General features: G+C 63.9%; 10 protein-coding genes. 1 reads left to right on the top strand and 9 read right to left on the bottom strand.

Features of this window, described 5'->3' with window-relative positions; translation table 11 throughout:
- Positions 1-25: 25 nt before the first annotated feature.
- Positions 26-772 carry a sulfite exporter TauE/SafE family protein gene (locus ACXHGZ_RS12735; protein WP_480460156.1) on the bottom strand — a complete coding sequence of 249 codons (747 nt, stop codon included), beginning with the start codon at positions 770-772 and terminating at the stop codon, positions 26-28.
- 114 nt (positions 773-886) lie between these two features.
- Between ACXHGZ_RS12735 and ACXHGZ_RS12730 the strand changes: the two genes are divergently transcribed.
- Positions 887-1,783 (top strand): LysR family transcriptional regulator, encoded by an 897-nt coding sequence (locus tag ACXHGZ_RS12730; RefSeq protein ID WP_480460155.1) that lies wholly within the window; start codon positions 887-889, stop codon positions 1,781-1,783.
- Positions 1,784-1,808: 25 nt separating this feature from the next.
- Here ACXHGZ_RS12730 and aspT read toward each other — a convergent pair whose 3' ends face one another.
- The 8 genes from aspT to ACXHGZ_RS12690 all read right to left on the bottom strand — a co-directional run bounded on the left by aspT (position 1,809) and on the right by ACXHGZ_RS12690 (position 13,189).
- Positions 1,809-3,497: an aspartate-alanine antiporter gene (gene aspT / locus ACXHGZ_RS12725; protein ID WP_480460154.1), complete on the bottom strand. Its 1,689-nt coding sequence runs from the start codon at positions 3,495-3,497 to the stop codon at positions 1,809-1,811.
- A 170-nt stretch (positions 3,498-3,667) separates the two neighbouring features.
- A complete protein-coding gene (locus ACXHGZ_RS12720; RefSeq protein WP_324812912.1) occupies positions 3,668-4,336 on the bottom strand; it encodes a DUF3313 domain-containing protein in 669 nt (222 codons plus the stop codon).
- 65 nt (positions 4,337-4,401) lie between these two features.
- A complete protein-coding gene (locus ACXHGZ_RS12715) occupies positions 4,402-5,715 on the bottom strand; it encodes an OmpP1/FadL family transporter (protein WP_480460153.1) in 1,314 nt (437 codons plus the stop codon).
- Between the two features lie 545 nt (positions 5,716-6,260).
- Positions 6,261-7,268 (bottom strand): AraC family transcriptional regulator, encoded by a 1,008-nt coding sequence (locus ACXHGZ_RS12710; protein ID WP_480460152.1) that lies wholly within the window; start codon positions 7,266-7,268, stop codon positions 6,261-6,263.
- 191 nt (positions 7,269-7,459) lie between these two features.
- Complete coding sequence (locus tag ACXHGZ_RS12705) at positions 7,460-9,559, bottom strand: site-2 protease family protein (RefSeq protein ID WP_480460150.1); 2,100 nt, start codon at positions 9,557-9,559, stop codon at positions 7,460-7,462.
- Positions 9,559-10,899 carry an efflux RND transporter periplasmic adaptor subunit gene (locus ACXHGZ_RS12700; protein ID WP_480460149.1) on the bottom strand — a complete coding sequence of 447 codons (1,341 nt, stop codon included), beginning with the start codon at positions 10,897-10,899 and terminating at the stop codon, positions 9,559-9,561. The genes ACXHGZ_RS12705 and ACXHGZ_RS12700 overlap by 1 nt, the downstream gene beginning before the upstream one ends.
- Before the next feature lie 6 nt (positions 10,900-10,905).
- Entirely contained in the window at positions 10,906-11,667 is a 762-nt protein-coding gene (locus ACXHGZ_RS12695) for an efflux RND transporter periplasmic adaptor subunit (RefSeq protein WP_480460148.1), read from the bottom strand.
- Complete coding sequence (locus ACXHGZ_RS12690) at positions 11,651-13,189, bottom strand: TolC family protein (RefSeq protein ID WP_480460147.1); 1,539 nt, start codon at positions 13,187-13,189, stop codon at positions 11,651-11,653. Before ACXHGZ_RS12690 ends, ACXHGZ_RS12695 begins: the two co-directional genes overlap by 17 nt.

Here is a 13,189-nt window from a genome sequence, read left to right as displayed (position 1 = left end):
CCTGTTCGATCATCGGCAACGCATATCAACAGAATGGACGACAAAAAAGCTCAACCCCCAGCACGATCAGGAACAGCATGAAGCACTGCCGAAAGCGCTTGGGGCTGATCCGCCTGCGTACAACCTGACCGGCCCACATCCCGGCCAATGCCGGAACGATGGCCAGCGTGGACGTGCCCAATTGCGCGACCTGAAACGCGCCGTGGGCGAGCAGCCCTGTCGCGAGCGCGAGGGTGGAAACGGTGAACGACAAGCCAAGCGCCTGCACCAACTCCTCGCGGCTCATGTGCAACGACCCAAGATAGGGAACCGCCGGCATCACGAACACGCCCGTAGCGCCGGTGACCATACCCGTGGTCAAACCGATCATCGGCGACAGCCATCGCTCGAGCTGCGCGGGCACGGAAAAGGCAGGCGTGATGAGCGCATACATGGCGTACACGATGAGCGCTACGCCAAGGGCGAACCCAGACCAGGCAGGATTCACCTTGACCAGCCATGCTGAACCGGCAACCGTTGCGAGCGTGATGCACAGCATCATGGGCCATAGGCGGCGCATCAGCCGCGCCACTGCTGGGCCGCAAAACAGCTGCCACACATTGGTCACCAAGGACGGAATGACCAGGATCGCGGCGGCACTGGCTGGGGGCATCATCGTTCCCAGCAGCCCCATGGCTACGGTAGGAAGCCCCATGCCTGTCACGCCTTTCACCATCCCTGCGACCAGGAAGGTGCCGATCAGCAGCAGGATGTTCAAAGCAGCGTCGTGCATCGCAGGCCTCTATAGCAATGTGTTTGAGCCAATTGAAGCCACGTGCGAGTCTGGGCACAATGCGGAAACATCAGCTGATGCTTCGGACATTCCGAAGGCAGGAGTAGGGTTCACATGCGCCTCGACTTGGCAGATCTGCAGCTGTTCCTGTGCATCGTGGATGCCGGCAGCATCACCGCCGGGGCCGCGAGCGCGAATCTCGCCCTGGCCTCGGCAAGCGAGCGTCTGCGCAACATCGAAAGCGCAGCCGGGGTGGCGTTGCTCGAGCGACGCCCCAGAGGCGTCGTCACCACGGAAGCCGGCGAGGCGCTGGCCCATCACGCCCGCCTGATACTCAGGCAGCAAGAGATGCTCAAGGGCGAGCTTCAAGACTTCGCCGCAGGCGCCCGGGGAACGCTGCACCTCTATGCCAATACCGCCGCGCTCATCGAGTTCCTGCCCAGCCGTCTTGCGCCATGGCTGGCCGCCCGGCCTCGTTTGCGTATCGAACTCAAGGAGCGCACCAGCACCGAGATCGTTCGCGCCGTTGCCGCGGGGTTGATCGAGGCGGGTGTGATTTCAGATGCCATTGCGGCGGATGGGCTGCAAGTGCAGGCCGTGGCACGGGACCACTTGGTCGTGATCACGGCTGCACAGAACACCTACGCCCTCGGCAAGCAGGTGACGTTCGCGGACGTGCTGGGGCTGCCCTTCGTGGGCCTGTCCCAAGGAAGCGCATTGCAAGACCACATCGACGAGCATGCCCGTGCAGCGGGTAGGCCGCTCGACCTTCGAATCCGCATGAAGACATTCGAAGGGTTATGCGAAATGGTCGCGCATGGCGTTGGCATCGGGATCGTGCCGCAGAGCATTGCCAAGCGCTATCGGCGGCGCTATTCCCTTCACGTGGTTGCATTGCAAGACAGTTGGGCGCAGCGTCAGCTGTGCTTGTGCTTCAAGGCGTGGGGCGAACTGAGCGGGCCCATGCAAAGCTTGCTTGCCCACTTGGGCGGGAGCCCTGGGGTTGTATGAGGGGCCGCTTTAGGAGCGCAACGGATCATTGCGCGGTAAAGGCGATGATGATCGGTCCGCAGACAGCCAGCAGGACGTTGGAAATGGCATAACACACGGTAAAGCCGATCACGGGTGTGTTGCTACCCGATTGTTCAATGATTTTGTTCATCGAGGCGGCTTCGGTCTGCGCACCTGCCAGGGCGCCAAGCAGGATCATCGGATGCAAGCGCAGCACGTAATGGCCAAAATACAAGGCTACAAGGGGAGGAAGCAGGGTCACTGCTACCCCAGAAATCAGTATCGCCAAACCTTGCTCCTGCAACGCGGCGAGGGCAGCGGGACCGGCCAGCAGGCCCACCACCGCACCAAACGCAGTCAGTCCGAATTCGGAGAAAGCCCATTGCGCTGCCGGTGGCAGCGTACCGACATCCGGATGTCGAGAGTTGTACCAGCCAATGACAAGGCCGGCTACCAGCACCCCGCCGCCGATCCCCAGCTCGACGGGGATCAACCCAACATGGGTGGACATCATGCCAGCCAGCGAGCCCAGCACCATGCCGAGCGCATGGATGGCGATGTCACTTTTGTAGTTTCCCTGGCGAACCCGGCCGATTTGCTGGGCCAGTGCTTCAACGCTGGTTGTACGGCCCACCAAGGTAATGACATCCCCTTTGCGCAACACCGTCTGTGGCAACAACGGGAGTTCCAGACCCTGGCGGGTGATTGTCTTGATATAGCAGCCCATGCGCTCAGCGCCCACCAGGTCATGCTTTATCTGTTGAACCGTTCTATTCGCCAGAGTCCGTGAAGTCAGGGCGATCTCGGCGGTCAAGGTCGGGAAGGACATCGATTCGGGGTGATCCAGCTCTGGCCCGATCCATTCGCTCAGGTGGGGTACGGCCTCGCGCAACGCGAACACGCCAAGAACATCCTCTTTTTCCAGGCGCAGGCTGGGATCTCGGTCGAGGACTTGGCTGCCACGCACGACCCGCTCCACGCTCATGGATGGGTGCAATGCCTCGACATCGCTGACAGTCAAACCATGCATCGACGGGGACGCAAGCCGATAGGCGCGCACCACGATGCGGGTGTACGGGATGCTCAGAGCATCTTCTTCGCGCTCGACGCCGAGTTCTTGTTCCAACGCTCGCGCCGATTCGACGAGATCGATACGCAAGAGGCGGGGTGCAACGCTTCCTACGAAAACGACCAGGCCAATGGTGCCAAACAAATAGGTGATCGCGTAGGCCACGGCCATATGGCTGTTCAGCTGAGCCTTGGCGGCCTCGCCCAACGGGAGCTGGGCGATGGCACTGCTGGCGGTCCCCATGATGGCAGTGTCGGTCAAGGCACCGGCCCCAAGCCCTGCGGTGAGGCCTGCATCAAAACCATAGAATCGGCACAAAACAAGGATAGTGGCCAAGGCCGTGGCGCAAAGCACGATCGATAGCAATACCAGTTTGAACGTCCCACGGTTCAGGCTGCCGAAAAACTCCGGCCCGCTTTTGAAGCCGACGGCATAGATGAACAAAGCGAAAAATACCGACTTCAGCTCATGGGGTACCGTCAGCCCGATCTGTCCGATCAGAAGGCCAACCAACAAGGCGCCGGCGACCGAGCCCAAGTGAAAACTACCCAGACGAATACGTCCGATCAGGATGCCCAATGCGATGGTCAAGAACACCGCGATTTCTGGATTGGTGCGTAGGGCGTTGAGCAAGAAGCTTGTCATTTGCAGCAAGTCCTTGGTGCGAGGTCTCAATCAAAAGGCACAGGCGTTGCCCGCTGGCAAAAGCTCCTTTGGGCCGATAGCGGCCGGTCCTGCATGGCCGCTATCGATCCAACACTGATGTTTCGTTCAAGCAGTCCCCCGTGCGGGGTAGCACCAATAGCCTGCGCAGCCTATTTTTTTAAAGCCTGGAAGGACCTAACCATGTCCTGTGCCCAAGCATCGAGCACCGCTCGGGCATCCTTGGCCTGCATCACCTGCGAGGAATTCTCCAGCTCCGCTCCGGCGCCCTTGCGCACCACTTCAGCCACCAACTCGTTACTGGTCCCATCGATGAACGCCGCCTCGGTAGCGACGCTGGTGTCCTGGTCGCGAATACCGGTGGCGGTGCTGATGCCGGCCGCCACCAGGGCGATCGGGATCACCTCGTAGGGGCGCAGACCCTTGGTGGAGGCGCTTACGGCGGTAATCGCCGGGCGTACCACCAGCACGCCAGGGCCAGGGCTGGTGGCCAGCGGCAGCACTTTGGAGAACTGCGTCTTCAGGGCCTGGTCGTAGTACTGGGTGATGCCCTGCAGGGTGGTCTGTGGGATCTTCTCGGTCGGCTGCGGGCGTGGGTAGAGCTGGCTGGGCTCGATATAGACGCTGGTGTAATCGTTGGCGTTCACGCCAGGCTTGATCCAGCGCATCACTGGGGCGCCGGTGGGGGACTTTTCTTCCTTGAGGATGCTGTAGTCCTTCAGAAAGCCTGAATACTGATCGGATTCCACGTACTTGCTCGCACAACCGCTGAGCAATAACGAGGAAAGGCACACGGTAGTAGCGAACGACTTGAGTTTCATGCAGTTTCTCCTTGGGACATTCGGCGATGCGTTGCGACCTTGCAGTTCGGTGCGCGAGAGTCGGGTCAGAAGCGCCAGGTCGCGCCTCCTCCAATGATGTGCAGGGCACTGTTATCGAAGCTGCCGGACAAGGTATTGCCCGAGCGCGCCTTGGTCTGGTCCACGTCCATGTCACCCAGCCACACGAGGGTGTAGGCCAGGTGCAGGTCGAGGCCGTCGTCGACCGCGTAGTTCACACTGGTGGCCAGGCGCCAGCTCTCGCCCATGGGGTTGTCGACAGTGCGGTCCTCGTCGTCCACCGCCGAGCTGTCGTAGCCCAGCCCCATGCTCCAGCGCACACGGGGCGTGGCCTGGTATTGGGCGCCGATGGAGGCGTGCCAGGTATCCTTGTACTTGCGGTCGACGGAGCGGCTGACACCGCCGTTGTTGGCGTCGACATCCACGCCGACATCGCCGAAGTCGCTCCAGTCTTGCCAGCCGAGGCTGCCCAGCAGCGTCCATTGCTCGTCCAGCTCGTGGGCCACGCTGAGTGTCACCGTCTGTGGCACATTCAGGTCCAGCTCCAGTGAGTCGACGTCCAGACGGCGCAAGCCTGCGTTGATGATTGGGTTGCTGATATCGCTCAGGTGGGGGCTGTCCTCGAACTCCAGCTTGATCTTGCTGGTGTAGGCCAGGCCCAGCTTGGTGCGAGGGGAGAGTTGGTAGAGCACACCCAGGTTGACGCCGGTGCCGACGTCGGTGTCTTTGTATTCCAGCTGGCCGTCGGGCCGATCGCGCAGGCCCAGCAGGTTGTTGTCGATGGCCATTTCGGTGCGGTAGTAGCCGTACATGATGCGCGGGCCGATGCCCACGGAGAGGTCATCGGTGAACTTGTACGCCAACGTGGGCTGGAAGGAGACGCCGATGATCGCGGCCTCCTGGGTGAAGTAGCGCCCGGCCCAGTCGTCATCGTAGTCCAGTGCCAGGCCGAAGTTGCCGTACATGCCGAAGCCGATGGCCGCGCGATCGTCGATCTGGTGGCTGATGAACAGGCTGGCGCCGGGCAGGTACTGGAGGGCGTTGCCCCCTTCGTTGCCGTCGAACTGGTTGTTGCGGTCTCGCGAAAAACGCAGGTCGCCCAGGATCACTTGGGCATTGGCGCTGACCTGGGTGCCGTGCAATTGGGTAAGGCCTGCCGGGTTGCTCATCAGCACACTGGGGTCTCTGGCCAGCGCTGCCGAGCCGGCGTTGGCCAGGCCGTTGCCTTCCTGGCCGGCCTCGTAGATCAGGATCCCGCCGGCATTTGCGGCGCTGCAGCCCAGCAGCAAGGCGCACGCGGCGGCCTTGGCCCGCCGGTGACTCTTTTGTTGATGCACTGCTTCAACTCGATCACTCGTCATGTGCGTCAGTCCGTACAGAACAATGTTGAAGAGGTCGCGCTCTTGATGGTGTGTTACTCGCAAACACAGGCCGTCATTAACCACGTCGAAGCGGTGGTTTTGTTCCGGGCCAGGTTATCGGTGCAACGTGTGTGTGCGCTTTGATCATTGGTGATAACGAGCACGTGGTAGGGGACTTGCACGGCCGCTGCCCCGCACAAGGGGCGAATAGCATCAAGGCGCATTCAGGCATCATCGACGCGTCGTGATCGTGTGCTCTGACCACGTGCTCGAACAGGGAAGCGCGACAGGGGGAGGCATGAGAACGAATTGGCAACGACCTTCATTACAAGCTCCTTTTGAATGGCTGCATTGCCCCAACTAGAGAGGACAGATCAATTGAGCATAGCGAGCTTTGAACGCTTTCTCGGCGGTGTGGCTGTACTCTTTTGGCGACAAGGAGTCAACGCAAGTACTGGTATGTTTGCCGAGCCTTTTCCAGGGAAGGCCTGCCAGGTGCCCGAGTAAGCTGTCATCAAATGGGTATATCGTCGTGTGTGGCTACATCAACTGCTTTCGCGCTTATCGAATTTCTGGCGATGCTCCAACGGCGTGCACTCATACCAGCGATAATGCGCACGGCAGAATGAAGCCGGTCGCCGGTAACCCAGCTCCTGGGCGATCTGGGCAACCCCCAGGGAGGTGTGATGCAGCAACTGCCTGGCCTGTTGGCAGCGCACCTGCTCGACCAACTGTTCGAACTCCACGCCGTTGCTGGCCAGGCGCCGCTGCAGTGTCCTGACGTGGACTCCCAGTAACAGTGCCACCTGCTCCAGGCTGCAACGCTGCTTGGGCAGCAGTATCTGTATTTGCTGTTTCACCTTCTCGAGCAGTTCGGTCTCGGCCCCGTATTGGTTCTCCAGATAGAACCGCACGATATCGTGCAAGGCGGGGTCGTACTGGACGCAGCGGTATTGCAGGTCTTCGGCATCCATGACGAGTGCATCGTGTTCTTGCCCGAACAGTACCGGGCAACCGAAATAGCGTTGATACACGGCCATGTGCGCCAGGGGCAGGTGCCTGAACAGCACGGTCTTGGGTACGAACGAGCCACCTTGGAGTTCATTGATCAACAGGCCGCCTTGCAGTACCGATTTCTCGATGATCTGTGGTGTCTCCCGGCTGTCGGGCAGCGAGTTCTGGAAGTACAGCAGCGCACGGCCGGGTCGACGTTCCAGGCTGTAGTGGATCGACGGGCTGTACACGCGCATGTAGCGGATCACCGCGATCAGGGCATCGCCGACCGTGGGCGCCGAGCGCGCCAGGTGCTGGAGCGGGCCGAGCAGGGTGAGCCCCTGGCGCGTCGCCAGCTCCAGGCCGAAATTCGGTAGGTGCAGGGCCCGTGCGCTGCCTTCGAAGATCTGCACCAGGCTCTTGTAGGCGAAGCGTTTTTCGTAGTTGCCGACCACGTCCAGGCCGATGCGGTGGGGCGCCAGGTAATCACGCAGGTTGGCGCCATGGGCGGCGAGCAGCTCGCCGTATTGGAGGAAGGCGGTACCACGGATGCTGTCCATATCGTTCCCTTGCGTTCAGGTGGCACGGGTACAAGCGCAACGCTTTCGAGTATGGCTGCTGCGCCGATGCCGCGTACGGTGAACCGATGACCGTTCACTCGATCATGTGGTGGGTGTATTAAAGGCCAGGCGAGCGCGTATCTCCAGTATCCACCGGATGAATTGCGGCAGGGTTCGCAGTCGGCGGCGGGTCAGAAGCCGCTTTCACGCATGAATACCGCCGCCAGGTGCATCAGGCCCTCGGCCAGTAGGCTACGACGCTGGCCCTCGATCTGCAGGTGGCCCCGGGTTTCACGCAAGGAGGGCGGTGCCGTGTCGAGCTGAACCAGCAAGTGGAACAGCGGCGAGCTGGGAACCCGCGCCTCACCTTCGCCAACGACCTCCAACGGCCCGCCGTGCCGGGAGGCCAGCGCTTGTTGGGGGAGTTGGCTGATGCGGGTGGTGCCGATTTGCATGACCTTGCCGGCGATGGCCTGGGGCACGCCTTCGGGGTAGAAGCGTACCGGGCTACCCTCGCGCAGCCGCTGGACCTCGTCTGGCCCCACATAGGCATCCACCTGCCAGCTGCGCGGGTCGATGAGCACGCCCAGCGGTTCGCGGGTCCCGACCCACTGGCCGCTGCGCCAGTCCGGGTTGAGGTCCAGCCATTGCCCGGTGAAGGGGGCCTGCAGGTTCAGGCGGGCGATCTCCGAGCGGGCGGCGCGCACTTCTTGGTACTGCACGCCATAGCGCTGGCGGGTCGCGGCCGCTTCGGCCAGGCCTGCAGGGTCGGCCAGCAAACCGGCCAGGCGCTCGTTGTAGCCGCGCATGCCGGCTTCGCTGCCCGCCAGGCGGGTGGCGATATCGGGTTGGGCGAGCTCCACCAGGGTTTGCCCGGCCTGTACCGGACCGGCTTGATGCACACGTTGCAGCAGGGCTGGGAAGGGGGCGTACAGGCGTATCTGGTGCTCTGCGCGGGCAAGGCCCACCGCATGGATCTGGCTGCGCCAAGGCACCGCCACCAGCAGCAGGGCCAGCGCCAGCAGGCTCCAGAACACCTGGCGACGGCCAGGCAGCACGGCGCTTCGGTGGTGCCACCAGTGTTTGAGTTCGCGCCCGATCGGTTGCAGGATGAACCAGGTGATTTCCACGGCGAAGAGAAAGATCCCGAGCAGTTTGAAGAAGAACAGGTACACCGTGACCGCGATGCCGAGGAACAGCACCAGGCGGTATACCCAGGTCAGCATGGCGAATGCCACCAGCAGCCTGCGCTGCGCGGGTGGGAACGGCTCCGGCCAAGGTTCGTCCAGGCCCAGCAGGGTGCGCCGCAGGGTCACCTTGGCCAGGGCGGTGGCGCGTTCGTGCAGGTTGGGGAAATCCAACAGGTCAGAGAGGATGAAGTAGCCGTCGAAGCGCATGAACGGGCTGGCATTGAGCGCCAGCGACAGCGCCCAACTGGTGGTGGCCAGGTACAGCAGTGCATTGCGCAGCGCCCCCGGGTCGCACAGCGCCCAGCCCAGGGTGGCCAGCCCCGCCAGCCCCAGCTCGGTAACGATGCCGGCGCTGGAGATCGCCAGGCGCTGGCGGGGGCTGCGCAGTTTCCAGCTTTCGCCGGTGTCGGTGTAGAGCATCGGCCACATCACCACGAAAGCGATGCCCATGTGGGCTACCTTCAGCCCCAGGCGGGTGGCCACCAGGGCGTGGCCCAGTTCATGCAGCGTTTTGGCCACCACCAGGGCGAGGGCGAAGCTGAGCAGCCCTTCGGCGGAGAACGACTCCACCACGTCGTGGCGGAAAGTGTCCCACTGGTGCGCCACCAGTACGATGCCCAGCAAGCCAAGGCCGGCGACCAGCGCACCCGTCAAGGGATGGAACAGCCAGCCCAGCCGGTGCGCGAGGCGCCGCAGATGGCGTTGCGGATGCATCAGAGGCACACGGAAGAACAGGTAGTGGTGCAGCCACCATTTCCAGGTCAGCCATTGCCGGCCCTCGCTGGCCTGGCGAAGGCGCTCCAGTGCCTGGGCACCGGGGTGTACCAGTTGATGGCGCTCGAGAAAGGCGCGAAAACCCAGTACTTGCTCCGGGTCAGGCTTGAGTGCGGTCTGTTCGGCGATCTGCTCGGCGATACGTCGCGGTGTCTGCTCCCAGCGCAGCAGGCATTCGAACTCCAGCCAGCCGATGCGGAAAAAGCGGTTGGTGACGCTGTCGTGGATCACCCATGCAGGTTCGCCTTCGCGGTTGCTGTGGGCTTCGGCGATGTCGAGGTCATCGCGCAATGGCGGCGTCGGCAGGTCTTCGGCGCTCGTGTTCATCACCATCCCGTCCAGGCTCGGGCAGCCGCCAGCGGGCGACGCAGCAGGTAATAGCCCAGGGGCACGCGTTCGCCATACAGCTTGGCGGTACCGTGCAAGCCCAGGCGGGCGTGTTCAGGCGAGCCTTCGACGCTGGCCAGCAGGCGGTAGGCGGCCACGCCATCATCGCCGGGGCGGGCTTCGTAGCTGGTCTCCAGGACCGCTCCGTGCAGCGGCGAGAGAGGGTAGGCGGTGAGGAACAGGGTGACCGGCGCGCCGCTGTCCAGGGCGATCGCATCAGCCACCGGCAGATGGATACGCAGGCCGGGCTGGCTTGGGTCGGCGACCTGCAGGATACGCTCGCCGATGACCACCGGCTTGCCCAGCCAGTCGTTGGGGTCGCTGTACACGGCCACCCCGGCGCGTGGCGAGAGCACGGTGGTACGTGCCAGCTGCGCCTGCACCGCGGCAAGCTCGGCGCGGCGTTGGCGTAGCGTGCCGTTGAGCACGGCCAGTTCGCCTTTGCTCTGGGGGTTGTCGAAGGCGCGCTGGTTGGCCGCCAGCAGCTCGGCGTCGGCCACGGCGACTTCCTTGGCCAGCACTTGGGCACGGCTGCGCAGGGTGGTTTCGTCGAGCGCGAACAGGGGCGTGCCGACGTCCACCGGTTGGTTGGGCCGGACCAGCATGCGGGCGATCACCCCATCGATCGGCGAGCTGATCACCTGGGCGTTGCGCGACACGACTTCCGCCGGTGCCAAGGCGGTCTGGCGCACCGGTACCAGCAGCAAGGCGGCCAGCACGGCGGCGCCGACCAGCAACTGGCGCCGGCTCGGGCGCCAGAAACGCAGCGACCGGGGCTTGCCGAACGCGGCCCAGCAGTGCGCCCAGGTCTGGAACACGCCCTGCAAGAGGCTCACCATCGAGGGCGCCGGCGCCTCGTCGAGCAAAAATACCAACAGCCCCAGGCGCTGGCCATGGCGGTCGTGCAGCGGGACGCACCACAGGCCGCTGGGCCACCATTCGGCCCAGCCATCGGCGATATCGTCGGGCAGCTGCAGACCCTCGCGCGCCAGCCAGGTGGGCGAGGGCTCGCTGAGCTGGGCGTTGAGCCAGCGGCAGGCGCGGCGCAACCACACCAGGTAGGGGGAGTCTTCGGTGGGCCGCGCCAGGCCAGAGAGGCACAGCAACTCCAGTTGGTCGCTGTGTCGGGCCAGCACCAATGCCTGGCGAAAGCGCAGCAGGGCATAGAGGTCGTTGGCCATTGAGAAGGCCAGAGCGTTGAGGCTCTCGGCCGCCAGGGCACGATCACGCAGGTTGGCCAGGCTCAGCAGCAGTTGCGGCGGCGGCAACAGTTCGCTCATGGCCGCTTACTCGTGCGCATCGGGGAAGCGTGCAACGCCACTCATGCCCGCGATCAGCTCCGGGTAGGCGGCGTCCAGGCGGGCCTCCAGCTCCACGGTTTGCGCCACGGCATCGACCCGGGCGTTGATCGCGCTGACTTTCGCCGGGTAGTGCTTGCCGGTTTCGTGAATCTGTACCTCCAGGGGCATGTCCGGTTTGAGCCGGGGGAGCAGGGTGGAGGGCACGTTCAGGCGAACCTTCAGTGCACTGTCGCTGACCAGGTCGAACAGCGGCGCGCCGGCCTGCACGGTCTGGTAGGGCTTGACGTAGACCTTGACCACCCGCCCTTCGAACGGTGCCTGCACCTGGCAGTAGCCGGCCTGGGCTTTGGCCAGCGTGAGGGCGCCTTCGGCCTTGCTCACCTCGGTGTTGGCCATGGCCACCTCCAGGTCGCCGGCGGCGTCGAGCTTGCGCAGGTTGCGCTTGGCCTCGAGGTTCTGCCGTGCCATGTTCAGCTCGGCACCGGCCACCTTGGCCCGGGCTTGTACCTCCACGCATTGCAGCTTGGCCAGGGTGGCGTGCTTGGCGACCTGTTGGCCGAGGCTGGCATCGAGCGCGCCCAGGGTGCCGTTCATCTGGCTGGACAACGTGGTCTCCAGGTCGGACGCCAGCAGGACGCGAATGGCGTTGGCATCGTCCTCGGCCGCTTCGCTGGCCAAGGCCAATGGCGCGCAGGCCAGGCACAGCGACAGCAGGGACCATGACAGGGACTTATGGCTTGGCGACATTGGTGCTTCCTTGGTTGCTGGCGGTGAGCAGGTGGCTGCTGGTCTGTTGTTCCAGGGTGCGCTGGATCTCCTGGGCCAGGGTCTTGACGTCGTGGTCCTGGACCTTGTCGGGCAGCACGGCGAAGCCTACCGAGTTGTACAGCCGGCCCCAGGCCGCCTGCGCGTCGGAGTAGGCGGCCTCGCGCTGGTAGCGCGAGAGCAGGTAGCGGCCTTCGGCGCGGATCAACTCGAGTTCGGTGCCCAAGGCCGCGCTACGGGCTTTTTGTGCATAGTCGAGCAGGCTCTTGTCCACGCGCAGGCTGTCGTCGGCGAACTGTACTTCCTGGCTGGCCAGCTGGTAGCGCAACAGGCCCACCCGTACCTGGGTGAGGATCGCCATGGACAGGGCGGTGCGGCGCATGTCGTCGGTCTTGGCCTGGCTCTGCTCGGCGGTCTTGAGGGCCGGGTACTGCAGCAGGCGCAGCAGGTTCACCGACACCTGCAGGCCGGTGTCGTTCCAGTGGTTGTTGTACAGGTACTTGTTGGAGTCGTAGGTGTAGCTGTAGTTGACGCTGACGTTGGGCCAGAGCTGGGCCTTGGCAATCTTCAGGTCGTTCTGGTCGACGCGCTTGCGGTACCACTCCTCCATGATCTCCGGGCGGTTGCGCAAGGACAGCTGTTCCAGCGCATCGACGTTCTGGGTCACCTGCGGCAGCGGTGCTTCAAGGTTGTCAGCCAGTTCCATGCGGGAGTTGGGCGGCAACGACATCAAGGCCGCCAGCTCGGCGCGGGCGAACTCCAGGTCCTGGCGGCGCACGGTGAGCATGTACACCGAGTCGAGCAGGGCGCGTTGGTAGGCGAGGATGTCCTGGCGCGGCAGCAAGCCCTTGGTCTCGGCCTCACGCGCGGCGGTCAGGGCGCGGTGGGTGCGCATCAGCAGGCTATCGACCTCCGGCAGCAGGCGTTGGGCGCCAAGGGCGCGCCAATAGGCGTTGCGCACATCCTGCAGGACGTTCTGCGCCACGCGCTCGCGGCGCTCTTCGGCCATGAGGATCTGGTCGGCCTTCTGCTGGGTGCGGTAGTAGGCTACGCCGAAGTCGAGCAGGCTCCAGCTCAGCCCCAGGCTGTCGATGGTGCGGTAACGCTCCTCGGAGGTAGAGGGGCGCAAGCTGACCTGGCGGTCCTGGATGCCGATGGAGGTGCCGCCGGAGTCATTGTTGCGCCCGGCGTAGCCGGCCGAGGCCACCAGGCGCGGGAGCATCTCGTGGGCGGTGACATCCCGCAGGTCGGAGGCCAGCGCGCTTTCCAGCAGCTTGAGGCGGTAATCGAGGTTGTACTTCAACGCCCTGGCGGCAGCTTCGTAGAAGGTGATGGGCGTGGTGACCGGCTCCTGTTCACGGTACATGCGCGCCTGGTCGTCGATGACGCGCTGGCGCATCTCCTGTTCGTCGTAGGGCTCGGCCTCCTTCAGGGCCGAGCAGGCGCCCATCAGGAGGCTGGCGGCGATGATTGCACTCAAGGCTGTGACACGGTGTCCAGGCAT

It is taken from the genome of Pseudomonas shiyinii, assembly GCF_056725765.1.
This window is presented reverse-complemented; position numbering and strand designations above follow the sequence as displayed.